At 54.3% G+C, this 25,398-nt stretch carries 15 protein-coding genes and 1 pseudogene; 11 read left to right on the plus strand and 5 right to left on the minus strand.

Annotated features, from left to right (window positions below; translation table 11 throughout):
- The first annotated feature begins 73 nt into the window (after positions 1-73).
- On the plus strand, positions 74-2,518 hold the full coding sequence (locus Q7C21_RS08885) for a DUF3772 domain-containing protein (RefSeq protein WP_008925066.1): 2,445 nt from the start codon (positions 74-76) through the stop codon (positions 2,516-2,518).
- Between the two features lie 94 nt (positions 2,519-2,612).
- Here Q7C21_RS08885 and Q7C21_RS08890 read toward each other — a convergent pair whose 3' ends face one another.
- The 3 genes from Q7C21_RS08890 to dld form a co-directional block, all read right to left on the minus strand.
- The gene (locus Q7C21_RS08890; protein WP_375150626.1) at positions 2,613-5,264 is read right to left on the minus strand and encodes a beta-N-acetylhexosaminidase; all 2,652 of its coding nucleotides are present in this window, start codon (positions 5,262-5,264) and stop codon (positions 2,613-2,615) included.
- Between the two features lie 48 nt (positions 5,265-5,312).
- Positions 5,313-6,710: an OprD family outer membrane porin gene (locus Q7C21_RS08895; RefSeq protein ID WP_008925068.1), complete on the minus strand. Its 1,398-nt coding sequence runs from the start codon at positions 6,708-6,710 to the stop codon at positions 5,313-5,315.
- Between the two features lie 360 nt (positions 6,711-7,070).
- Entirely contained in the window at positions 7,071-8,774 is a 1,704-nt protein-coding gene (dld, locus tag Q7C21_RS08900) for a D-lactate dehydrogenase (protein ID WP_003851802.1), read from the minus strand.
- A 155-nt stretch (positions 8,775-8,929) separates the two neighbouring features.
- Here dld and bglX point away from each other — a divergent pair, with 155 nt between their 5' ends.
- The 3 genes and pseudogenes from bglX (at position 8,930) to dsdC (ending at position 13,541) form a co-directional block, all read left to right on the plus strand.
- On the plus strand, positions 8,930-11,227 hold the full coding sequence (gene bglX / locus Q7C21_RS08905) for a beta-glucosidase BglX (protein WP_008925070.1): 2,298 nt from the start codon (positions 8,930-8,932) through the stop codon (positions 11,225-11,227).
- A gap of 96 nt (positions 11,228-11,323) precedes the next feature.
- A complete protein-coding gene (locus tag Q7C21_RS08910; protein WP_008925071.1) occupies positions 11,324-12,199 on the plus strand; it encodes an oxygenase MpaB family protein in 876 nt (291 codons plus the stop codon).
- 410 nt (positions 12,200-12,609) lie between these two features.
- Positions 12,610-13,541: pseudogene (gene dsdC / locus Q7C21_RS08915) on the plus strand (DNA-binding transcriptional regulator DsdC).
- Positions 13,542-13,848: 307 nt separating this feature from the next.
- On the opposite strand, the gene Q7C21_RS08920 reads toward dsdC, so the two are convergent.
- Positions 13,849-14,763 (minus strand): DMT family transporter, encoded by a 915-nt coding sequence (locus tag Q7C21_RS08920; RefSeq protein ID WP_078804207.1) that lies wholly within the window; start codon positions 14,761-14,763, stop codon positions 13,849-13,851.
- Positions 14,764-15,646: 883 nt separating this feature from the next.
- On the opposite strand from Q7C21_RS08920, the gene Q7C21_RS08925 reads away from it, so the two are divergent.
- From Q7C21_RS08925 to idi, 3 genes are all read left to right on the plus strand, one after another.
- On the plus strand, positions 15,647-16,756 hold the full coding sequence (locus Q7C21_RS08925) for a suppressor of fused domain protein (protein ID WP_039659241.1): 1,110 nt from the start codon (positions 15,647-15,649) through the stop codon (positions 16,754-16,756).
- Between the two features lie 190 nt (positions 16,757-16,946).
- The gene (locus Q7C21_RS08930; protein ID WP_039659300.1) at positions 16,947-18,842 is read left to right on the plus strand and encodes a methyl-accepting chemotaxis protein; all 1,896 of its coding nucleotides are present in this window, start codon (positions 16,947-16,949) and stop codon (positions 18,840-18,842) included.
- Positions 18,843-18,988: 146 nt separating this feature from the next.
- A complete protein-coding gene (idi, locus tag Q7C21_RS08935) occupies positions 18,989-19,531 on the plus strand; it encodes an isopentenyl-diphosphate Delta-isomerase (RefSeq protein ID WP_008925075.1) in 543 nt (180 codons plus the stop codon).
- Between the two features lie 158 nt (positions 19,532-19,689).
- Here the strand turns inward: idi and Q7C21_RS08940 are convergent, their stop codons facing one another.
- Positions 19,690-21,165, minus strand: coding sequence for an MFS transporter (locus Q7C21_RS08940; RefSeq protein ID WP_003851786.1), 1,476 nt, complete (start codon positions 21,163-21,165; stop codon positions 19,690-19,692).
- Positions 21,166-21,475: 310 nt separating this feature from the next.
- Between Q7C21_RS08940 and Q7C21_RS08945 the strand changes: the two genes are divergently transcribed.
- The 4 genes from Q7C21_RS08945 to Q7C21_RS08960 are packed head-to-tail and all read left to right on the plus strand — an operon-like array spanning position 21,476 to position 25,225.
- Positions 21,476-22,387: an ABC transporter substrate-binding protein gene (locus tag Q7C21_RS08945; protein ID WP_003851785.1), complete on the plus strand. Its 912-nt coding sequence runs from the start codon at positions 21,476-21,478 to the stop codon at positions 22,385-22,387.
- A 3-nt stretch (positions 22,388-22,390) separates the two neighbouring features.
- A complete protein-coding gene (locus tag Q7C21_RS08950; RefSeq protein WP_078804208.1) occupies positions 22,391-23,566 on the plus strand; it encodes an ABC transporter permease in 1,176 nt (391 codons plus the stop codon).
- On the plus strand, positions 23,559-24,506 hold the full coding sequence (locus Q7C21_RS08955) for an ABC transporter ATP-binding protein (protein ID WP_008925077.1): 948 nt from the start codon (positions 23,559-23,561) through the stop codon (positions 24,504-24,506). Before Q7C21_RS08950 ends, Q7C21_RS08955 begins: the two co-directional genes overlap by 8 nt.
- Positions 24,494-25,225 carry an ABC transporter permease gene (locus tag Q7C21_RS08960; protein WP_003851780.1) on the plus strand — a complete coding sequence of 244 codons (732 nt, stop codon included), beginning with the start codon at positions 24,494-24,496 and terminating at the stop codon, positions 25,223-25,225. The genes Q7C21_RS08955 and Q7C21_RS08960 overlap by 13 nt, the downstream gene beginning before the upstream one ends.
- The last annotated feature ends 173 nt before the right edge of the window (positions 25,226-25,398 follow it).

Here is a 25,398-nt window from a genome sequence, read left to right on the forward strand (position 1 = left end):
CTTGCAAAGCCCTACACTACGCGCGACTGGCGAGGGAAGATCGCCTGATTTAAGCTGCCGGAATCTTACTCATATGTTTATACGATCCTTTTTTGCATTGTTAATGCTGGCGCTGGTGGGGTTTGCCCCGGCGCTGGCGCTGGCCGCGGATGATACGGCCACGCCTGCTCAGGAACAGGATGCGCCGCCGAAGCTGAATGCTGCGGTGGAACTGCCGAAAATGCAGAAGATCCTCGATAAAATTAAAAGTCAGGTCTCCGTCGATGCCGGCGAGAACAAGCTGACACAGCTGAATGAAATGGCGCTGGAACTGTCAGGTAACGCCGATACACTTGGCCAGGCATTGGTTCCCGATCGCCAGCAGGTGGAAGCGCAGTTGCAGGTGCTTGGGCCGGCCCCTAAAGCCGACAGCGGTGTGAAAGAAACACCGGAAGTGACGCGCAAGCGAAACACGCTGGGGAGTCAGAAAAGCAAACTCGACGACCAGATTAAACAAGCCGAAGGCATTAAAAATGGCGCGCTGATGCTCTCTTCGCAGATTGTTAACCTGCGTCGTGATCAGCTGAAAAGCCAGCTGGCGCTCAACTCCGGCAGTATCCTCGGTGCGCGCTTCTGGTCACCGCTGCTCAGCGCTCAGGATCTGGAGGGCGAGAAAATTGGGGAGTTCCTGCAGGAGTTGCAGGACACCGCCGCGCTCTCATGGGAGCCGGGCTGGCGCGTGGGTAGTGTCTTCTGGCTGCTGGCGGCAATGCTGGTGATGACGGTGGGGCGTCGCTACTGCGAAGAGTTTCTGGCCTGGATCAGCATTAATAAACTGCCGGAAGGGAAGCTGCGTCGTAGTTTCCTGGCGGCAGCGGTAGCGCTGACTACGCTGGCGGCTGTTGTCCTCACCTTTAACTTTCTCTCTCTGGCCTTTACCCGCCGGGATGAGGTCTCTGAAAACGTTCAGGACTTTGTTGATCGTCTGGTGCAGCTAAGCGTCTTTTGTGGCCTGATTGCCGGACTGGGGCGCGCATTCCTCTCTACTCGCAGACCCAGCTGGCGCTTACCGGCTATCTCCAATGAAGTGGCGATGGCATTAAAGCCTTTTCCACCCATCACCGCTGTGCTGGTGTTTATCTTCCAGACGGTCGAGGCGTTTAACTACAGCGTCGGCACCAGTCTGAATACCACCATTTTTGCCAACGGCCTGACGGCACTGTTGATTGGCAGTACTGCACTGGCGATCAGCATGCGCACCAACCGCGTACGCCGTCGCCTGACCCAGGCGGGCACACCGCCGGAAGCACGCTCAACGCTGGTCGGGCTGATTCAGATGGGCCTGACGCTGACCGCGGTTGCCATCCTCGTGTCGCTGCTGATCGGTTACGTTACGCTGGCGCGCTTCCTGAGTTATGAAGTGATCTGGTGCGGTCTGCTGTTTGGTTCGTTCTACTTCCTGAGTCACCTGCTCAAGGATGGTTGTGAGAGTCTCTTTTCGACCAGTAATGCCACCGGTCGACGCATTCAGAGTTCACTTAACATCAATGAGCGTCATTTGCAGCAAACGGCTACGCTGCTGACGGCCATCGGTAAAACCTTCCTGGTGCTGGTGGTGGCGCTGGCGCTGGTCAACGGCACCTTTGCCTCTTCAACGCCGATTGAGCTGCTGCAAAAAGTCATTGAGTTCTGGGGCGGTAAAGGCCTCGAATCCCTGAACATTGTGCCAGCGCATATGGTGAATGCGATAATTTGCCTGATTGTCGGCATCTATGTGCTGCGTTCGGTGCGTCGCTGGCTTGATACCGATTTCCTGCCAAAAACCACCATGGATGTGGGGATGCGGGTGTCGCTGGTGACGCTGTTCAGCAACATCGGTTATGTGCTGATTATTCTGCTTACCCTGTCGATTATGGGGCTGCAGTGGAACAAGCTGGCCTGGATCGTCAGTGCGTTGTCGGTTGGTATCGGTTTTGGCTTACAGGAGATCGTGAAGAACTTTATCTCCGGTCTGATTCTGTTGACCGAGCGGCCAGTGAAAGTCGGCGATCTGGTGAGCATCAGCGGCATTGAAGGGGATATTCGCCGGATTAATGTGCGTGCCACGGAGATTCAGCTGGGCGACAAATCCACCGTAATTGTGCCGAACTCGCAGTTTATCTCGCAGAACGTGCGCAACGCGACAATGGGTAATGCGCAGGGTGTGGTCACCATTACGCTGACCTTCCCGCTAAATATCGACCCGGTAAAGGTGCGCGATATTCTGCTGGAAGTTTATAACGAAAACGAACGTATTCTGGAAACACCTGAGCCATCGGTTTCGTTTAAAGATCTGACCCAGCAAGGGATTGTCCTGAGCGTCACCGGTAATGTTGCCGGTCAGCGGCAGATAGCAGGAGCGAAGAGCGATCTGCTGTTCGATATTCTGACGCGTCTGCGTAAAGAGGGCATTCTGCTCTCCACTCCGCAGACCATGATTATTGAGCGCCGTCAGCAGATAGCAGATGTGGAGCCGGTACCCGAAGAGAAGCTGGTTTAAAAGAACCCGTTTCAGAGGTGAAAGGGCCGACGTCTGTCGGCCTTTTTTATGTCCAAAACACGGGCTTTTAAGCCTGTTTTCTCACTCCCGCTGACTACAACGTTTCCTCACGGCTGGTGCGCTGGCCATCGCTGCTCACCGACCGAATGGCGACAGTACCGTTGACCTGCGGCGGTCTGTTGGCGTCGTAGCGCTGCCAGTTCTCACCCTTGTCCAGGCTGTATTCCAGCGTAATGCCAGGCAATGCCACGTTCATCAACAGAATACCATCAGCAATTTTTGCTCCCGGTACGGGCAGGCGATAATCAATACCCGCTTTATCCAGTTTTGCCAGTTCCCGTTGTCCCAGCAGGTTGGCAAATCGCTGCCAGTCGTTCAGAAGCGCCTTCTGATCAACAAGTTGTGTTTTGCCACCGGTATACTCCTCACCCGGCTGATAGTCCCGCTCCCAACTGGCGCGGTGCCAGCTGCGTTCTGCGACTGAAAGGAGGCGAGGATAGTTCATGTACTCCATTTGATCGTCAGTGCGCACGGTCTCGCTCCACAGCTGGGCCGAAATACCATAAGCCCCTTTCCAGGGTTTCGCGGATTTGGCGCTGAAAACGTTACCGTCGCGATCTACCGAAGTTTCAGCATTCTGCGGCAGGTTGTCCGGTGCGAAGCCAAAGATTTTTCGCTCATCGTTGAAGCGAGTGCCCCAGTAATAGCCGCGCTCCAGTGGGTTAACTTCATACGGGAAGTCCAGATAGAGGTAGTCAGGGCTGGAGATGACTACGTCGTACCCTTTCTGTGACCAGTCACCGGCGCTGTCAAAACCGCCCCAGTAGAGGGTATCCCAGAAGTTGACTGCGACACGCGGCGTCGCGAACTCTCCGGCATGTTTGACATCTTTCAGGCCATCCTGCCAGGCCTGCATTTTGCCAATACCGTGCCGGTTCACGATTTCGTTCACGGTCAGGGCAAAATAGCTCGGCAGATGGGCCAGATCTTCCACTTTGCCGCTTTTCACCAGTGCCTGACAGGCCTGTGATTTTGCCCATGGCAAATCTTCGCGGCTCAGGTCTTGCAGACCGGTACCCGGTTTTGGACTGTTTTTGTCAGAGTAGCCTGCGCCCAGCCGGATATTCTTCGCTTCATCACCGCCAAAATGCCAGACGCTGAGTGGCTGGCCTGCCTCCTGGTGCATCGCCTTGATTTCACCAATCACTTTGTCCACGAAGCGTTGTGAACTTTCAATGCAGGGGTTGAGATAGCTGGTACGGTCGTAAAACTGCACTGAGGTGGTGTTGGAGTTATCGGTCGGATCGATCAGGCGCCAGGCGTTAGCCTCGTCAGGTTTCCCCTCCTTCATCAGCCGCTGATAGCGCGCTTCCATTGAGATGACCGCCGCCCGGGCATGGGCGGGCATGTCAATTTCCGGGATGACCTGAATGTGGCGCGCCTGCGCATATTTAACAATCTCTATATAGTCAGCGCGACTGAAATAGCCGCTGCCATTGTTATCACTGAAGGGGCCGGAACCCAGTTGCGGCAGCAGACACTTTTGTTCGGAAAGATCATGACAGCGTTTCGCACCCACTTCCGTGAGTTCCGGTAAGCCGGGAATCTCAATCCGCCAGCCTTCATCATCACTGAGGTGGAAATGGAAACGGTTCATCTTCCACGATGCCATCTGATCAAGCTGTCGCATCACCGCCTGTTTACTGTGGAAGTTACGGGCAACGTCAAGGAAGGCACCGCGATAAGCAAAGCGCGGCGCATCATGGGCTTCCAGCGTGGCAATCCGTGGCGCGCCCTCTGAGGGGACCAGTGACAGAATCGACATCAGACCGTAGAACGCACCGGCAGCGTCGTAGCCGACTATGCTCGCACGGCGGGAAGTAATATCGAGGTCGTATGCGCCCGATATCGCTTTTTTGCCGCTAAAGTGACCCGGTTTGACCTGCGTGTTAATAGCGAATCCATCAGGCGATTCTTTGAGGCCAAGCAGTGCCATACGCTGTCTCACTGCCTCAGCGGTTTCACGGCTCAGTCCAGTCAGTGACAAGGTGACGCCACGGCTGAGATCGGCATCCTGCGAACGAAGTTTAACGTCCAGCGGCGTGGGTGTGATTTGCCCCCGCAATGCTGAGGCTGGCAGGGTGGCGACATCGCTGTTTTTCTCAAACCGGCTGACAGGCTGCATCAGGACGTTATTGTCATCGGCACTGCGTCGCCAGTGGTTATCCAGCGGCAATACAAACTGGCTGGGATCTTCGTAGTCAGTGCTGACAATAATTTTTGGCGTCGCCTCAACGGAGGTGACATACCAGCGCGGCATCACATCAGTCACGAACAGTTGCCAGTATTCGTTAACGATGGGGATCTGCACTGATTCGCCCGCGCCAATACCCGTGAATTTCTCTGTTGGCTCCAGTCGCGTTAAGTCTCCGACCAGATGCGTCAATGTAAACTGATCGTTATCGACCCGCAGCGTCTGGCGGATGTTGCTCATGTAGATGGCCCAGTTTTTGTCGGTCAGTGCAGGGCCGTTATTGGTCAGCGTGATAATGGCGCGGTTACAGGAGGCAAAATCGGCGCCTAACGCGGCGCAATCTGTACCGTGCAGTCCCGCCTGGTTGTCTGTTACCTGATAGGTCACGCCAAACTGGCTGATTTGATCAACCACCTTCTGCCCTGACGAGCTGGCGTGGCCTGTGGCGGTAACGCTCAGCAGAGTGAGCGCGATAAGGCTTAACTTGAACATGTTGATTCATCCTTAATGGTGAAAATAGTTCCGAAAGTCCGCAGGGCGTCAGAACAGCGTAAACGGCGCGATAACAATAAATTTGATGTCCTTCTCGTCCTGGAAAATGTTGTTGTATCCGTTGCTGAAGCTGGGCAGGTCGCTGTGATTTTTGTAGCGGGTATAGTGAAGATGGAACTGGGTGTCTTTGGCCCGGCCCTGCTGGATTTGATAGATCAGATCAAGGTTCCAGGCCGACTCTCTCAGTCGCTGACTCTGGTCAACGGTGGGGAGCGTGGCGGGTTTTGCATCCCAGCCCCAGACGTAAGATGCGCCGGCTTTCCAGCCCGTCAGCTGCCACGGCGATAAATCGAGCATCGCGCCCGCAAAGATCGCTTTTTCACCATTGGCGTTCCAGTCAGAACGCGAATCCCACCAGATATCCATTCGTCCGTTGGAGGTGGCGTAGCCCGGCGTCATGCGCTGCAGGAAAAAGCCCTGATTCCCTTCAGCTTTAACCCAGCTGCCTTCAAGTCGGAGATCCACCGGGCCGACGGTATAACCGACGGTGATCGCCTGTAACCAGGCCAGGCCATCATAGACATCACGCGGGTTTGCGGCGCCCCCCGAGACTTTGTCGCGTGCGCCATAAAACTGATAGCTGGTGCGCAGTTCGTTACCACCTGGGCTGGCAGACCAGGATGCTTTGGCAAAATATTGATCCATATAATGTGCGGCCTGACCAAATGCACCTTCAAGCACCAGATTATTTTTGAAGTCATATTTCATGCCGAATGAATGCAGGTAGCTGACAGGCGTTTTATTATCAGCCTGCCGGAAATTATATAAATCACGATACCAGGGGGCTTTATATTTATCGGTCCACATCCAGGAGAGTGATAATGCGCCTGCTTGCTGGAAATCATAAAGTGCACCCGTTTCAAATCCGCGATAGGTGCCGGGCAGGAAACTCCAGTGAGGCGCAATCAGTGTCTGTCCGGTTGGCTGGATATAACCCGCGCGTAACCAGTAGTCGTTATGTTTTAATTTCAGTGCGGCTTTATAAACCGATGCGCCACTGCTGTCACCATTCCATTTTTCATTCCAGCGGGAATGCGATTTACTGAAGCCAATTTCATTGGGTGCGGCGGGACCGCTATTGGAAAGTTCAACGGCGCCAAACACGGCGAGGTCCATGCCAATCCAGTCCCCGGCATAGCCGGACTGATAGTCGAGGTTACTGTTGAGTGAAGTATGGTGTAAATTAGCCTGGTACTCTCCCTGATGCTGACTGGCGGGATCGCTCTCTTTTCGGTCTCGCTGTCGCTGCCAGTAAAAAACATTTCCTGTCAGCGTTGAGTCGTCAACAAATCCGGCAGCATAGGCTGGCGTTGATGACATTGCCGTTACGCCTGCTGACAGCGCTATTATTTCCATCAATACTAATGTGTAGTTTTTTTTAGACATGGAAGATCCTGCCCTGAGGTAAATTAATATTTGTGGTTTTTTATTTTTGTGTCGTGAATATATTTTTCGCGACGCGAATTATCAATTGTCAGGGTGGTTTTTTGTGAGGCGTTGCGCATAACCCAGAGACATAAAATAATGTGGGTTCAATATGGGAGGATGGATTAATTTTTTATTAAAATATTATTAGCAGACAAGGTAAGGGCAATCGGTAATCAGGGAAAGCAGTCAGGCTGGATTAAGTGATGACTATTTCATTAACTGAATAACCAAATAGTCTGCAGGTTTTATGGGGTCTGCTGGTTCGGCTGTTTTGAACGTCAGCCTGCAGAGAAGGGCAGGCTGACAGATAACAGCGAGTTAAACCTGTTTCACCGCCCAGCCTTTTTGCTTGCTGGTTTTGCCAATGCCGGGATTGAAGCTGTTAGTCGGATCGAGCCGGCGATAGAACGCCGCCAGTTGCGGTTTCGCCTGATAGAGATGCCCAACGTTATGTTCAGCGGGATATTCCGCGCCGCGCGCCTGAAGGATCTCCAGCATCTGCGCTTTCAGCGCGTGCACATCGACCCCTTTTCTGACGATGTAATCCTGATGGAAGACATGACAGAAGAAGTGACCATAGTAGAGGCGATGGCTTAAAGATGCGCGAATCTCATCGGGCAGAGTTTCAAACCAGTCCGCATCGTTGCGACGCAGGGCGATATCCAGCGCCAGAATATCCTCGACCTCATCGGCATGCACCGCGTGGTAGCGCACGGCCGCACCTGCCGCCGCGAAGCGATGCAGAAAGGCGTGCGCACCTTCTTTGCCTTCACACTCAAAGAACTCGCCGCCGCCTTCGCGGAAGTAGTCACGCAGGAACTGACGCGCTTCTGCCACGCCGTCGCCCGACATCTTCAGCATCAGATGATGTTCATATTTATCGCGATACTGCTTCATGCGTTTGGGCAGATGCGCCGGAAACAGTTTACTCAGGCGCTGCAGCAGGCGATCGCTGAAGTGCGGTTTAACGAAGGAGAGCTTGTTCAGCCAGGCATCAATCCGCCCCTTCAGCGTGAAAAACAGCGGCATCTTATCGGTGCCCAGCTTGTCGATCATCAGGAAGGTGTCTTTGCCATAGACTTCCGCAATGTCATAGATGTCGCGGTGCATATATTCGCCCGCCACCGGCAAATGAGTAAAATGCGCCAGCATGTGACGGCGGATATCGTTGAGCACAGCGGGTTCGTTAGTGCCGATGTAAAACACCTGCTGCTGCGGTTCAGTGGGGAAGGTATCAAGTCGCACCGCGAAGACCGCCAGTTTCCCGGCACAGCCGGATGCTTCGAACAGACGACGCGCATCAGCGTTGTAACGCGCTGGCGTATCGGCATCAACTTCACGCACCCGGTCTGCATATTCATGATCGGAAGCGTGACGGCCATCGTGCTGCACATCTTTAGGCTGCCAGCGATCGTCATCCAGTCGCCCCAGAATCTCTTCCGGCGACGTTCCCAGATCGATGCCGAGATGGTTAACCAGCTTCAGTCTTCCCTGTGCATCAATCTGAGCAAACAGGGCCATTTCGCTGTAGGCCGGGCCGCGCTTAATCAGCGATCCGCCGGAATTATTGCAGATGCCGCCCAGCACCGAGGCACCAATACAGGAGGAGCCAATCACCGAGTGAGGCTCGCGCCCCAGCGGCTTCAGCGCTTTTTCCAGCTGATAGAGTGTACTGCCGGGGAACGCCAGCACCTGCTGGCCACTGTCAATCAGCTGAAGCTTATCGAGTCGCAGGGTACTGACGATCACCAGCGGGCGATCGTAATCGTCGCCATGCGGCGTTGACCCTTCGGTCAGGCCGGTATTGGCCGCCTGCATCAGGATGATGACATCCGCATTCACCAGCGTTTGCAGTACCCGCCAGAGCTCCAGCAGCGTACCAGGAAACGCCACGGCCAGCGCGTCACCTTCGCCGGAGCGAAAGCCTTTGCGATAGCGGGCGGTCTGTTCAGGTTCTGTCAGCAGATGAGAGGGGCCGACCAGGCGGCGCAGGTCAGAAAGCAGGGCAGAGGTTTGTGTCATGAGCAATTCCCTTGTCTTATCAGTGCGTCCTAACTGTAGCACGTCAACTGACCACAACGCAGTGTGACCCTGACCGCTACCTGCTATTCTCATCTTGTGGCACACTGCCGCCTGTTAATTCGATATTGCGCAGTTACTTAAGAGAACCCAACCTGATGAAATGGATTTGCTCTGTTAGTCTCGCTGTCTCCCTCGCGATGCAACCCGCTTTAGCTGAGACAGTGCAAGGTAACCACCCGATGACCGAACAGGCGCGGGATGCCTTCGTTAACCAACTGCTTAAAAAAATGACGCTGGACGAGAAAATCGGCCAGCTGCGTTTAATCAGTGTCGGACCTGATAATCCGAAAGAAGTGATTCGCGACATGATTCAGAAGAGTCAGGTTGGCGCGATCTTTAATACTGTGACCCGTCAGGATATCCGCGCGATGCAGGATCAGGCGATGCAGCTCAGCCGCCTGAAAATCCCGCTGTTTTTCGCCTACGACGTTATTCATGGCCAGCGCACCATTTTTCCTATTCCTTTAGCCCTGGCGTCGAGCTGGGATCTGGATGCGGTGAAAGAGGTGGGGCGCGTCTCCGCCTATGAAGCGGCCGACGATGGGCTGAATATGACATGGGCACCGATGGTGGATGTCAGCCGCGAACCGCGCTGGGGTCGTGGTTCCGAAGGTTTCGGTGAGGATACGTATCTCACCAGCGAAATGGGTCGCAGCATGGTGCAGTCGATGCAGGGAAAAAGCGCGGCCGATCGCTACAGCGTAATGACCAGCGTGAAGCATTTCGCACTCTATGGCGCAGTGGAAGGGGGACGCGACTACAACACCGTGGACATGAGTCCGCAGCGTATGTTCCAGGACTATCTGCCGCCCTACAAAGCCTCACTGGATGCGGGCAGCGGCGGCGTGATGGTGGCGCTCAACTCCATCAATGGCGTACCGGCCACGGCAGACAGCTGGCTGCTGAAAGATCTGCTGCGTGATAAGTGGAAATTCAAAGGCATCACCATCAGCGATCACGGTGCGATTAAAGAGCTGATCAAACATGGCGTCGCCAGCGATCCGCAGGAAGCGGTGCGCATCGCCCTGAAGTCGGGCGTCGATATGAGCATGAGCGACGAATATTACAGCAAGTATCTGCCTGCGCTGGTGAAGAGCGGCGACGTTACCATGGCTGAAATTGATGATGCGGCACGGCATGTGCTTAACGTCAAATATGACATGGGCCTGTTTAACGATCCCTACAGCCATTTAGGTCCGAAAGAGAGTGACCCGCAGGATACCAATGCGGAAAGCCGTCTGCATCGGGCTGAAGCGCGCGACGTCGCGCGTAAAAGCATCGTGTTGCTGAAAAACCGTCTGGAAACGCTGCCGCTGAAAAAATCGGGCACCATTGCCCTGATTGGTCCGCTGGCAGACAGTCAGCGCGACATTATGGGCAGCTGGTCTGCGGCGGGCGTGGCGAAGCAATCCGTTTCGCTGCTGCAGGGCATGCGCAATGCCACCGAAGGCAAAGCGACGCTGCTGTATGAGAAGGGCGCGAACGTCACCGACAACAAAGGGATTCAGGACTTCCTGAACCTCTATGAGCAGGCTGTTTCTGTTGATACGCGTTCACCGCAACAGATGATTGATGACGCGGTCGCTAAAGCGAAGCAGGCCGATGTGGTGGTCGCCGCCGTGGGTGAAGCGCAGGGTATGGCGCACGAAGCCTCCAGCCGCAGCGATCTGGTGATCCCGCCGAGCCAGCAGAAGCTGTTAGCCGCGCTCAAAGCTACCGGTAAGCCGCTGGTGATTGTACTGATGAACGGCCGCCCGCTGTCGATAGTGAACGAAGATCGCATGGCTGATGCCGTGCTGGAAACCTGGTTCAGTGGCACCGAAGGTGGCAACGCCATCGCCGATGTGCTGTTCGGTGACTATAACCCATCGGGCAAACTGCCGGTCTCCTTCCCGCGTTCAGTGGGTCAGATTCCGATTTACTACAACCATCTGCCAACTGGCCGGCCTTACAACTTTGCGAAGCCGAACAAGTACACCTCGCACTACTATGATGCGGTTAACGGCCCGCTCTATCCGTTTGGTTACGGCCTGAGCTATACCACGTTCACCGTGTCGCCGGTAAAAATGTCTTCACCGACCATGCCGCGTAATGGCAGCATTAAGGCCAGCGTAACGGTAACTAACAGCGGTAAGCGTGATGGTGCGACGGTGGTCCAGATGTATCTGAACGATCCGGTCGCCTCTATCAGCCGTCCGGTGCAGGAGCTGCGTGGTTTCAAACGCATCATGCTGAAAGCAGGCGAGTCGCAAACCGTGACCTTTAAGATCGACGTCGATGCGCTTAAATTCTGGAACCAGCAGATGCAGCATGTTGCCGAGCCAGGCAAATTCAACGTGATGATTGGACTCGATTCCGTGCGTACTCAGGATGCGCAGTTCAACTACCAATAACCGTCAGCCTTTCCCCTGAATGCAGGGGAAGGTGATGCGGCGCGTCGTGAGCGTCCTGCTATCACGCGTCGCATCATATCCACTATCAGAGCCGCTATGATTAATCTGCGTGACCGCATTCAGCAGCAGGTCTTCCGCCTTAATGGTCTGTCGATGAATGAATTTGACCTCTCTCAACCGCCAGGCGATCCCGGCCTGTATGGCCCGGACAGCGTGATCTGGCGCGTCCACGGTGATTTCACCTCCATGATGTGCGGCGGGATCAGCGCGCTGCTGTTGCAGATGCTGCATCCAGCGGCGCTGGCGGGCGTTTGGGATCACTCCAATTTCCGCGAAGATATGATGGGCCGCCTGCGGCGCACCAGTCAGTTTATCGCCGTGACCACCTACGGGAATTCGCAGGATGCCCGGACGCTGATTGAGCGGGTGAAACGCATTCATCTGAAAGTCAGCGGCGTCGACAGCGAAGGCAAACCTTATGCCGCCAGCGATCCACATCTGCTGACCTGGGTGCATGTGGCGGAGACCAGCCGTTTTCTGGCGGCCCATCTGCGCTATAAAAATCCGCAGCTCAGCCGCGCCGAACAGGATCAGTACTATCAGGAAGCGGCGCAGATTGCCGAGGCGCTGGGCGCGGAGAAGGTGCCGAAAAGCGTTGTTGATGTGGCGGATTACCTGCAACAGATGCGAGCAGAGCTGCGCTTTGATGAGCGTACCGCCGAAGTGACGCGATTGCTGATGAACGCCCCTGCACCGAGCTGGCAGGCGAAACCAGTGATGAAGATCATGCTGAAATCAGGCTTCGGGCTAATGCCAGCCTGGGCGCAGGCGATGTCCGGTAGAGAAATCGGCCGCTTTGAGCAGGCGATCATTGACCAGAAGATTAATGCCATCGCGTTGGGGTTGAGATGGTCGATTCAGCGCGGAGCGTGGTATCGGGCAATGGTGCGGATGGGGAGAGATCCGCACTGAGGTGACTGGTATCTTTTTTACTCGTTTTTAAGTAAGTCAGATGGTTAAGTTTTACCAGCATAACGACGCGGGTTCAGTGCTTTAAAAGTAACCCTACAGGCGCTTTTATGGCTTCCCGCAGAACCGAAAACGTCACGCGAGAGCAAGCAGCGTTTCCTGAAGCTATGACCACGAAAAAGCAGGTTATGCTCTGACGTTTATAGTCTGTTCAGGCTTCTGCATGTCTTACACTGATAATCTTTTGTACAGCAGTTTCAACAATTGATCGTTCCGGGCCAGCCATAAAGCTTACAGGCTGAGACAGATTATGGCTGTTTCTCCAGGCCTGGTTTCCAGCAAAGGAAAAGTTGGGCATATCCGTGAGCGGTTATAATAAGTATTTTCTTTTGACTAACGACTCTGGGGGAAAAGTGTTTTCTGACAGCAAGAACATTCCGATACTTAATTCTCTGACCGGCTATCAGCTCTCCCGCTTGCATACTTTTGAGTGTGTTGCACGGCGATTATCATTTGCGCTTGCTGCCGAGGAGTTATTCGTTAGCCCAAGCGCGGTGAGCCATCGTATCAGCCAGCTTGAAAAAGAACTGGGTTTCAGCTTGTTTTACAGGCTCCATCGTAAAATAGCTCTCACGCCTGAAGGAGAACGGATGCAATGGGCACTAAAAATTCTTTTAATCTTTTAAATCAAGAGGTTAATTACATAAGGAATAGCGGGCTTACAGGTGATCTGACTGTTTATTCACATCCGTCTATCGTTCAGTGCCTTCTTCTTCCTCATCTTAATAAGTTTATAGAACAGAATCCTGCCGTTCAGCTGAAGATTCTGACCGGACTTGAAGCCATTAATCTGGCTAATCGGGGAGTAGACCTGGCAATATACTTCGGAAAACCTTCGTTTTCTGAAAGCTATACAGAAGAGATCTTCATGAAAGAAGCCATAACGCCGGTCTGTACTCCGCGGTATGCCAGAAATCATGGTCTTTATAACAATCCCGAAAAACTGTCAGATTGTATCTTTCTGCACGATCGTTTTAACTCAGGTGAAAATGAATGGGCAAATTGGTCAAGTTTTTTTCAGCTGGATATTGATACTGATCTAAAAGGAATATCCTTTGACCGTTCTGATTTGGCTCTGATTGCAGCTTCCCGGCATCTTGGTATTGCGATGGGAAGAATTAATCTTGTCCAGGAATGGACGGAAAGAGGAGAATTAATTTTTCCTTTCCCGGGCATGCTGATGCCCGTAGAGCACTGTTACTTCAACTGCATAATATCCGACAGGCAGTGGCCAAAAATCATGGCTTTTAAGCGATTCCTGAGTTGTCTGCCTGATGTATATTAATATTTTTTTTTAGCCCAGGTGTCGGGGCTATACCAGGAAATAAGATTGCACCTGAAGATTTTTCCATGTTTAAAATAATCGATATGTGACCTGGTTTCGTTCCATGCTATTGCTGTATCGTAGCCAAATCGAAGTATCTCAATACGTTGATTTTTTGCAAGACTAAACCATTTTCTATTTCTCATGATTTCAAAGCTGGCATTGTCACTCAATGTGATGAGAGGCGCACCGTGAGAGTAATTTGTTACCTGAATCATAATGTTATTACCTCCAGTGCAGTTTATATTATAACTTAAAATATCGTAATTCATTCTACTGACTTATTTTTTGAATGCTGTTGATGCGTTTTTACTGTAATAAAAAGCAGGCCAATAATAAGCAGCACTGTGCCAGCAATAAAGTTGGCCTGAACTTTTTCATGCAATATTATTATGCCCGAAAGTATTCCGAAAAAAGGTGTCATAAATGTCAACATTGAAAGTGAGGCTACCTGATAATTTCGCAGCAGGCTGAACCACACAAGATAACTGATTACTGAAACAATTAATGTCTGGAATATCAGGCTTCCATATGCCACTGTACCTGGCTTGAAATGATAACCATCATTAAAGAGCGATATGGTCATTAGAATGATAAATGCACCTGAAAGCTGATACAGCAGGGTCTGTTTTGCTGAGCACACAGAAAGTGGCGTTGTACGTATAACTACGGTAGTGCATCCCCAGGCCAGGCCAGCAAGTAGTCCGCACAAATCGCCATAATTAATGCTGTCAAAGCCAGCATGAGCGACTGTATTGATCATGCTTACCACCAGCCCAAAAAATGCAATCATCACACCAAACCACTGTCGGGCAGTAAGTTTTTCTTCGGCAGAAAAAATATGCAAGCCTACAGCAGAATAGAGTGGAGCAGTATAAAGAAGTACCGCCATATGCGATGCGCTGGAGTAGCGTAGTCCTTCAGAAAGAAAAAAAAATTCCAGCGCAAAGAGGACTCCTGCACAAACGCCTGCGAAGAGTGTCATTTTCTCCATTGAAAATTTTTCTCCTTTAATCTTTGCATAAACGTATATTACTAATGCCGCGAGACCGGATCGCATAGCAATCTGCAGAGTGAGTGAAACCTCTTTTTCGGCAGCCTTGATTGCAACCTGCTGTAGTCCCCATACAAAGCAGATGAGCGTCATGATCATGATCGCTTTGCTGTTTAAAGGTAAACGCATAATATTTTCTTTAACTCCAGGCTATAGACGATATCAGGCGTGTCCGGATATCATAATTCGTTTGTATGAACGAAAAATTGTGAGTTTTTTATTTTTAGCGCTGATTCATGATGGTGCGTTATATTTTTAACATCTTTCCGGTATGGATATTCGCGTTTCTTTTTCCGCTTTCGGGTTATTTCATTTTTCCTGCAGTGTTACGGGGGAATAGGGTAATTGTTAATGGTATTATTATTGAAAATATTAGCGTTCAGGATGCGCAGAATGACATTCTGCAATACAGGTCGGGGATTGCAAAACTACTATAATCAGATGTGCCGGATTCAACCTTCCGCTTTGGTTACATGGATTTAGTTCGATAGGGATATTTAACGTTTTTTTGCCTTAAGCTTCAAATGATATATATCATGCTTTACATGATATGAATTCATCTCAAGGGTAATATCATTTCTTTGAGGATTTCCGAGCTATTTGAAAAAAGGATGCAGTTAGCCACAGCTGATTTTTTATGATTGATATTTGCTCAGTTTCTGCATAGGAACATCAGGCAGTCGGATTTACGCATAGGGCCGGTCATTATCGATGCAAACAGACGCTATTCTTTTAGAAAGCCCTGTATGGTTTTATGATTAGCATGAGGCGATGATCGTCTCATCCTGTGTTAAAACCTTAGTCTTTTTTTAAATCGCATCGCTCTGGAATTTCACACTGTTTATCCGGGTCGTGTAAAAGTGTTTTTGTTACAAGAATCCTTCATCAGCTCCTCGCTCTACATCATCCTGAGATGCACTTTGAGACTATTACCCTTGTCTCATATCGCCGTAGCCAGGATCCTGCTCTATTCTCGGGGAAAATGGATTCCTCCAGGCTTTGTCGAGGCACTATGACGTACAAATCCCTGATTGCTGAAGTCCACAATCAGCAGCGCACACTGACCGCGATTGTCGAACAGGATGAGCGCACTGCCTATTTTTACATCTGGCCAACCGACCTGTTCCGCAGTCAGTATGCTGTGCGCGGCTGCTGGCTAAGAAATCTGCTGTCTGCACCGGCGCAGGAAGATCGCGAGGCAATGGAGCAGGGCATAGCGCCGCTGCTCAGCGCAGAGTATTGCCGTAATCTGGAAGCGGAACCCGCACTGGACCCGGCCGGTCTGCAGATCCTGTGGGAGCCTTCTGATGATGGTGCAGCACTGTGGTATTACGGCCAGCTGCTGGCTGTCATCCCTGGCTGGAGCCTTTATCAGGAAAAGCAGGTGAGCTTCTCTGCGGGCTGCATTAAAAAGAACCGGCTGACGGCTCCGCTGGGGTCGGCATCGACCAATGACTACTATGCCCGTGCGGAGCATCAGCGTCAGTTCTGGCGTGAATGGCACGACGGCAGCGAGTGGGATAAGGTCCAGCAGGATCTCATGGCCTGCTATCAGGCACGCTTCGGGGAGTCGGTGAAATATTACGCGATTGATCAGGGTAGCTGGCCGCCAATGGCAATCTCGCAGCACTGGCATCAGGGCGTCTGGTATTTCCTGACGCTTGGCATGAGTATCCGGCCCATGCCGCAGGTCGATTATCTGTTTGATGAGCTGGCACCGCAGTATCGACGTATCGAACTGGGTATGGCGGTTGACGGTGAAATCATGACGGAAGGCAATGCGGTGCAGATGGCCAGCGCATTGGCGGAATTTGTACATCTGCCCTGGGCGCGTCTCACCTGGCTGGGCGAGGGCCATACGCTGGCGTCAGAAGTGGCACCGGTCGGCTTTGAAAGCTTCCTGCTGGCGAATGAACTGGCAACCGAAAAAGGGCAGTTCACGCTGCCCAAGCGTGATGGCGATCGCCCGACGCTGCTCTGGACAACGCCGATTACTGAAGCGGAGCGGCAGTTCGCGCAGGCCGATGAACACGGCGGCCAGAAGTTACGGGAGTTGTTAACAGCAGACGGTAACGATCACGTTTTCCGTCCACGCCAGCAGGTGGTCGATTCGCCAGAGTAGCTCAGCAATGACGCGCCTGTAGACACTTTCCCCGGCGGCTGTCGGGGAGGTGATAGTCCCGGAGTGAAATTAAATTTCACATAAATCATACATTTCTTAAATATGTGATCCCGCCCATCTCAAGTTCCCCTTAAGCGAGCCGTTAACCCGAATAAGGCAATCGCGCCGTACCAGGGGCAGGGGCATGAAGATGTTCAAAACAACACAATCCCGCTTTACCGCAACAATGATCGCATTCTTTGTTGCGCTTTTACTCGTTACAGTCTGGGTGATTAATCAGTTCGTCGCACCACAGCTCGTCGACAGCGAAAGCCGTCTGGTTCGCTATCAGGTTGATTCACTGGCCTCTGGCATCGTTGAACAGATGAACCGCGTGCAGGCTCAGCAGCGTGCGATTACCGAAGCGGCCTCCGTTATGGACAGCGCGACTATCGACACCCTGTTACCGACGCTGGTAAACCAGTATCAGGACAGCAATGTGTTTGGTGGCGGTATCTGGCCACTGCCAAACCGTCGTGATCCGGCCAAAGAGAAAGACAGCAGCTTCTTTGCCCGTAATGCCAGCAATGAACTGCAGGTCAATACCTACTGGAACTCCGACGCCGCCGACAAATACTGGGAGCAACCCTGGTATAAAGATGGCATGGCTGCTGCAAAAGGGCAGTGTGCCTGGGCTAAAGCCTATCAGGATGCCGCCAGTCCGCAGCCGCGTACTAACTGTGCTATGGCCATCTACAAAAATGGCACGGCCTGGGGTGTTGCCACTATCGACGTCACGCTGGGGTTCTTTAATCAGCTGGCGAAGCAGATGGGTGAAACCATTCATGGCAACGTGCTGATTGTTGAAGCCGACGGCAAAGTCGTGGGCAATGGCGCGCTGGTCAATGCCGCACCGAAGCTGGAGAACCTGGCTGAAGTGCAGATGCCGATGGCAGCACCGCTTAAAGCGCTGCTGAACGGTGTTGGCAGCCAGCCGCTGGAAACCACCTATGACAGTAGCGAAGGCGAGCAGACCCTGTTCGTTCAGGCGATTCCCGGCAGCCCGTGGTATCTCGCCAGTAGTCTGCCGACCAGCCTGCTGAAAGCGCAGTCGCATAACATGCTGACCCGACTGGGCCTGGTGCAGATTCCTCTGGCGGTAATCCTGCTGCTGGTGTCGCTGGGATTTGTCCGCGCCATGATGAAACGTCTTAACGTGCTGAACAGCAACATTGAAGCGCTCTCGACGGGTGGCGCCGATCTGACCCAGCGTCTGCCAGCCAGCAACAGCCCGGAGTTCAACGCCGTTGCGCAGAGCTTTAACCAGTTCATCAGCTATCTGCAGGGCCTGCTCCAGCAGGTGGGTGACAGCGCGCTGGCGATCACCGCCGCGTCGCGGGAAATTGCCAGCGGCAACGCCAATCTCTCGTCCCGTACTGAAGATCAGGCCAGCTCGATTGTCGAAACGGCTGCGTCGATGGAACAGCTGACCGGCACCGTCCGTCAGAATGCCGACAACGCGACGCATGCTAACCAGCTGGCGGCCGATGCCTCACAGGTAGCCGCGCGTGGCACCGAAGTGGTCCGTCAGGTGGTCACCACCATGGGTGAGATTCATCACTCGTCCCGTAAAGTGGTCGATATCATCAGCGTAATCGACAGCATCGCATTCCAGACCAATATCCTGGCGCTGAACGCCGCAGTCGAAGCTGCACGTGCCGGTGAACAGGGTCGTGGGTTTGCGGTCGTGGCATCGGAAGTGCGTAACCTGGCACAGCGTTCAGCTAACTCGGCACGAGAGATTAAAAAGTTAATCGAAGAGTCAGTGGCGAACATTGATACCGGCAGCGCGCTGGTGGAACAGGCGGGTCAGACCATGGATGAGCTCATGCAGGGCGTGAGCAGTGTGACCACCCTGATGAGCGAAATCATGTCAGCCAGCCGTGAGCAGAGCATGGGTATCGAACAGGTCAACGTGGCAATTACCCAGCTGGATGGCACCACACAGCAGAACGCCGTGCTGGTGGAGCAGGTTTCCGCTGCCGCGCAGGCGATGGAATCACAGAGTACCCAGCTTGAGCGGGTTGTTCAGAGCTTCCGACTGTAATTCTCTTCCAGGCCAGCCTTGCTGGCCTGATTTCCCCTCTGCTTCATCCGCTTATCTCTGACGGACCTGGGTAAAAAATCCGCGATGATCCGCCCAAACTGCGCATTCTGTGCCAGAATAGTTGGGAATAATCTCAAGGAAACGCCATGTCTGCTATTGAAGTTATCCTCGTTGACCACCTCGATCGTCCCACCGGCAAAATGGAAAAGCTGGAAGTGCATGAAAAAGGATTGCTGCACCGCGCGGTGACGGTCTACATCTTCAATTCCCGGCAGGAGCTGTTATTGCAGCGGCGCGCCAGCGATAAGTATCATTGTGGTGGTTTATGGAGTAACACCTGTTGTGGCCATCCTTATCCCCATGAATCGACCCGCGACGCCGCCGAGCGCCGTCTGCGTGAAGAGATGGGTATGACAGTGGCACTGACGCCGGTGTTTGAACTGAGCTATAACCTGAAGCTGAGCAATGGCCTGACAGAGCATGAATATGGTCATGTCTTTTTTGCGATCTGTGACAGCCTGCCGCAGCTTAATCCTCAGGAAGCGGATGCCTTTGATTATCGTCCGATGGCGATGATCGAGCAGCAGATGCAGCAGCAGCCACAGCAGTTCACGCCGTGGTTTTTGCATACCTTCCCGCGTATCCCGGATTATCTGGAGCAGTTTCCATTTCCGGCTGTCACGGCATAAAAAAACCGCACTAAGGTGCGGTCAGACGGTTTGAAATTCACAGCGATGGGCGCAAACGTCCATCGCAAAGCATCGCGGGCCAGGGATGGCGTCTTTTGCATCTTTGCAGAGGACGTTTGTTCCCTGAGCCTGCGTGCGCGCCACGCCTGGAATGTTGTTTAACGCGGCAGCTCAAAATCCTCCGCATCCACATCATAGCCCGACGGCTCCCAGCGGATGGCCAGCAGCGCCAGAAGACCGGCCAGCGGCGCCAGGAAGATCACCCAGAACACGCCAGTGCCCAGCGCCGCGACCAGCACCGGAAACAGAAACAGCGAAACGGTTGAACTGCCGCGCATCAGTGTCTGGTTGAAGCCCACGCCCACGCCGCGCAGTGAAGTGGGATAGCTGAGTGAGGCAAACGTCATGGTGTGCGAGCCAGGCCCGAATCCCTGACCAAACAGGAACAACGCCAGCATGGCGATAGCCATTGCTGCCTCCTGACCGCCTTCCGGGCGACCAATCAGCGCCAGCCCAAGCAGCGCCACACACTGACAGCCATATCCCGCCACTGACATCTTCCACGCACCCAGACGCGGCACCAGTCGCACCGCCAGAATCCCGCCAACAAAGGCAAACAGCAGATTCAGTGCCAGCGACACCAGAATGGTGGTGAGCATCGACTGAGCAAAGAAGCTGGAGATAATCACCGGCAGTCCAAACGCCACAGCGTTATAGGCAAACGACGAGGCGATAGAGGTAATGGTCGCCAGCAGCGTACGGCGGCGATAGACGCCCTGCAGCAGCGCACCATAGTTACGCCAGCTTGCCTTACGCACCGGCGTGGCAGCGGTCAGTGCGGCGTCGGACGCGACCTGAGCGTTGATATTCCACGCACTGCGTAAAATCGCCGCGGCCCCTTTCAGGTCGCCCTGATTAGCTGCCCACACCGGGGATTCGCTCATGTAACGGCTGCGGATAGCGATGATGACAATCGCCGGAACGGCGCCAAAACCGAGGATCAGCCGCCAGAGCCAGTCGGTGTGACTTTCGGGCAACACCGCATAGAGCAGCAGCACCAGCAGATAAGAGATGCTGATTGCTGCGTACCAGGTCGGACACCACATCGCCACGCTGGCCGCTTTATTCCCCTTACCGCGCAGCTTTGAAAACTCCGCCAGAAAGGCCATCGCCACCGGCAGATCGATCCCGACGCCCAGCCCCATTACGAAGCGCGCGCCAGCCAGCACATATTCATTGGGCGCAAATGCACAGGCGATAGCCGCCACCACGAAAAAGAACATATCGGCCATGAAGACCCGATAACGGCCAATTTTGTCGGTGAGATAGCCGCCAATCAGCGCGCCGATAATCGCCCCGAAGGTAATGGCCGAGGCGACCATGCCGGTGCCGGCTGGGGTGAGATTAAACTCGCGTGTGATGTCTTTGATGCCAAAGGCCAGCGCACCCAGGTCGTAGGCGTCGAGAAAAACGCCTCCCAGCGCAATCGCCACCACAATGCGGGCATTATTACGGGCGCTGTCGCCGCTGTTGACTAATCGGGAGACGTCAGCTGCGCTACGAATCCACTGTGTTTCGCCACCGGGCGAACTCCCTGCTGTTGCCACATGGGCGGAAGAAGTCAGATCGGACATGATGTTATGTATCTTTTATTTTAAACAGATTACCGAGGATAGCCGTTTAGACGCCCAGACGTAAATTCATTTCAGTTATATAAGATAATATTATAATCCCAAATCGTTATTAATTTTCGATAAAGTCCGCTGCATCACCGCTATGCCAGGCTACGCTTTTAAAGCAGATAATTTATCGCTGCACGCCTTGCCAGCAACACTCTCAGCGGCAGGAGAGCAGCCTGCACCCTCAGGCGCATGACGCCTTGTAAGTCATCACGCACTCACGAAACACAAAAACAACACGCGAAAATGCGATAAGGAAAAGGCCATGGTCAGAGTTCGGGGTTGGATGGGCGTCAGCGCGTTGCTGCTTAGCATGGGGATGGCACACGCGGCCGATCCTGTGCGGGTCGGCTCAAAAATTGATACCGAAGGATCGCTGCTGGGCAATGTGATTCTTCAGGTGCTGGAAAAGCATGGGGTAAAAACTGTCAATAAAATCCAGCTCGGCACGACCCAGGTCGTCCGTGGCGCCATTACGGCGGGCGAACTCGACATCTACCCGGAATACACCGGCAACGGCGCATTCTTCTTTAACGATGAAAAAGACAGTGCCTGGAAAAATGCCGGCGCAGGCTACGAAAAGGTGAAGAAACTGGATGCGGAGAAAAACCATCTGGTGTGGCTGACACCGGCTCCGGCCAACAACACCTGGACCATCGCCGTGCGTAAGGACCTGGCGGAGAAGAACCAGCTTACCTCGCTGGCCGATCTCAGCGCTTTCCTGAAAAAAGGAGGTACCTTCAAACTGGCGGCCTCAGCCGAATTTATCGAACGCAGCGATGCCTTACCGGCCTTTGAAAAAGCCTATGGCTTCGACCTTAAGCAGGATCAGCTGTTGTCTCTGGCGGGTGGCGATACCGCTGTCACCATCAGCGCGGCAGCACAGCAGACGTCGGGCGTGAACGCGGCGATGGCCTATGGCACCGACGGTCCGGTGGCGGCACTGGGCCTGCAGACGCTCAGCGATCCTAAAGGCGTACAGCCGATCTATGCGCCGACGCCGGTGATCCGCGAATCGGTGCTGAAAGCCTACCCACAGATTGCCGACTGGCTGAAGCCGGTCTTCAGCGCGCTTGATGAGAAGACGCTGCAACAGCTCAATGCGAAAATCGCGGTCGACGGTCAGGATGCGAGCAGCGTAGCGACTGAGTGGCTGCAGCAGAAAAAGCTGCTGTAACCGATGCTGATAGCGCGGGACGCGATACGCCGCCCGGCTCAGCAGCCGGTAGCATTGTTGCTGCTGACGCTGTTGAGTCTGGCGCTGGTGACCTTGCCGTTTCTTAACTTCGCTCCTAACCGGCTGGTGGCGGGTGAACCGCTGATGAGCTGGCAGGTCAGCAGCGCCGGGCTGTTACTGCTGCCGCTGATGATGCTGTGGTTGCTGCTGTGGCGTCAGCCTGGGCGTACTACGCTGATACTGGCCCTGCTGGCGGCAGAGCTGCTGCTGGCCGCCATGCTCTGGCTCAGCGGTCATCAGGCGACACTACTCAGTCAGCAGGGCAGCCGTCTGGCACGAACCAGCTTTGCCAGTGGCTTATGGTGCAGTGGTGCACTCATTCTGCTGCTGATTACCGATCAGGTGCGTCAACTCACTTCCCATCGGCTGGCTCAGCTGCTGCTCAATCTGCAGGTCTGGCTGTTGCCGCTGTTGCTGCTGTTCAGCGGCCAGCTCAGCGATCTCTCCCTGCTGAAAGAGTATGCCAACCGTCACGCGGTGTTTGATGCGGCACTGAGCCGTCATCTCACTCTGCTGGTGGGTACAGTACTGCCAGCCTTAATGTTTGCACTGCCGCTGGGCGTCACGCTTTTCCGGCGGCCTGACTGGCAAGGCAGTGTGTTTGGCGTCCTTAATGTTATTCAGACAGTGCCGTCAGTGGCGCTGTTTGGTCTGCTGATTGCGCCACTGGCCGGACTGGCGCAGCATTTTCCGTGGCTCAGTGACTGGGGCATTAGCGGCATCGGCATGGCTCCAGCCTTGATCGCGCTGGTGCTCTACGCCCTGTTGCCGCTGGTGCGCAGCGTGGTGGTGGGCTTGCAACAGGTGCCGCAGGAGGTGCGCGAAAGCGCGCGCGGCACGGGCATGAGTGGCTGGCAGCAGTTTGTCGCGGTGGATGTACCGCTGGCGCTACCGGTCTGGCTGGCGGGCCTGCGGGTCGTCGTGGTGCAGACGCTGGGCATGGCGGTGGTTGCGGCATTGATTGGCGCGGGCGGCTTTGGCGCGATTATTTTCCAGGGGCTGTTAAGCAGCGCGCTTGATTTGGTATTGCTTGGGGTGATCCCGGTGATTGCGCTGGCGGTCGTCATCGATGCGCTGTTCCGCCTGCTGATCTCACTGCTGGAGAGAGAAGATGATTGAGTTTGATAGCGTTTGCCGCGCGTTTAACGGCAAGGCGGCGGTGAAAGATCTGTCGCTGCAGGTGGCAAAAGGGGAGTTCTGTGTACTGCTCGGCACTTCCGGCTCCGGCAAATCGACCACCCTGAAGATGATTAACCGGCTGGTGGAGTATGACAGTGGTGAAATCCGCTTTGCCGGTGAGTCGATTCGCCAGCTCGATGCCCGCTCGCTCAGGCAACGCATGGGCTATGCGATTCAGTCGATAGGGCTGTTTCCACACTGGACGGTGCGAAAGAATATTGCCACGGTGCCGGTGCTGCTGGGCTGGTCCGGAGCAAAGATCAACGAACGCATCACGACGCTGCTGGCGCTGCTCAATCTCGACGAGCGCCTGCTGAATCGTTATCCGCATCAGCTCTCAGGCGGTCAGCAGCAACGTGTCGGCGTGGCGCGTGCGCTGGCGGCTGATCCGGAGGTCCTGCTGATGGATGAGCCGTTTGGTGCGCTTGATCCGGTGACGCGCGGCGTGCTGCAACAGGAGATGCTGCGTATTCATCGCCTGTCGGGGCGAACCATCGTGCTGGTGACGCATGATATCGACGAAGCACTGACGCTGGCGGACCGCATTGTGCTAATGGATAACGGTGAGATTGTTCAGCAGGGCAGGCCGGTTGAGTTGCTGACCCAGCCGAAAAATGATTTTGTGCGCGACTTCTTTGGCCGCAGCGAAATGGGCGTACGGCTCTTGTCGCTGGAGCAGGTGGGTAATGCCGTGCGACGCGGCGAGTGGCTGGCGGGTGAACCGATTGCTGCAGGGCTGACGCTGCGCGACGCCCTGTCGCAGTTTATTGCACGGGGCACAGACAGACTCCCGGTCATTGACGATCAGGAGCAGCCGCTGGGCGTGCTCTACTTTGGCGACCTTCTGCGACAGCGCGAGGCATTAACATGCGCAGGCTAAGGGATCCGCTGTTGTGGCTGGTACTGCTCTATGGCGCGCTGCTGACGCTAATGCCTTTGAGTGGGCCGCTGTTCCATCTCTGGTTTCCGGAGCTGGCCCGGCCACTCTATCAACAGGAGAGTTTCTGGCAGTTGACGCTGGCGCATCTGTTTCTGGTGATCACCGCCAGCCTGCTGGCGATCGTCATCGGCATTGGCAGTGGCGTGCTGGTAACCCGGCGGGCAGGGCGTGCGTTCCGGCCGCTGATAGAAACTATCGTGGCAGCGGGCCAGACTATTCCGCCGGTAGCCGTGCTGGCCATTGCGGTGCCGGTGATGGGCTTTGGTGCCTGGCCTGCCGTGGTGGCACTGCTGCTCTACGGTTTACTGCCGATTTTACAGGGAACCCTGGCGGGCATTGATAGCGTACCGTCCAGCAGCCGGGAGATCGCTATTGGCGTAGGCATGAGCAACTGGCAGCGGCTGTGGCAGATTGAGCTGGCGCTGGCTGCGCCGGTGATCATTGCCGGGATACGCACCTCGGTGATCATCAACATCGGTACCGCGGCCATCGCCTCAACGGTCGGGGCAAAGAGTCTCGGGTCGCCAGTGATTATCGGCCTAAGCGGCTTTAATACCGCCTACGTGATTCAGGGAGCGCTACTGGTGGCGCTGCTGGCGATAGTGAGCGACCGCCTCTTTGAGCGCCTGCAACGTCGGCTTAGCGTGAGTGAACGATGAGAGAGTATCCCACCAGCATGAGACCGCTGGTGCCGCCAACCGCCATAATAAAAAACAGCGTGGCGAAAAAGGCTTTTTTGACATTCATGACGGAAACCTGAACTTGTTAACAGTGAGGCGGGGATAATAGCGCGCGCAAGGCAGCAGGCAAAGCGCCCGGCGTGCGTTTTTTG

This window comes from Pantoea sp. ANP04, assembly GCF_041982285.1.
GTDB lineage: Bacteria > Pseudomonadota > Gammaproteobacteria > Enterobacterales > Enterobacteriaceae > Pantoea > Pantoea eucalypti.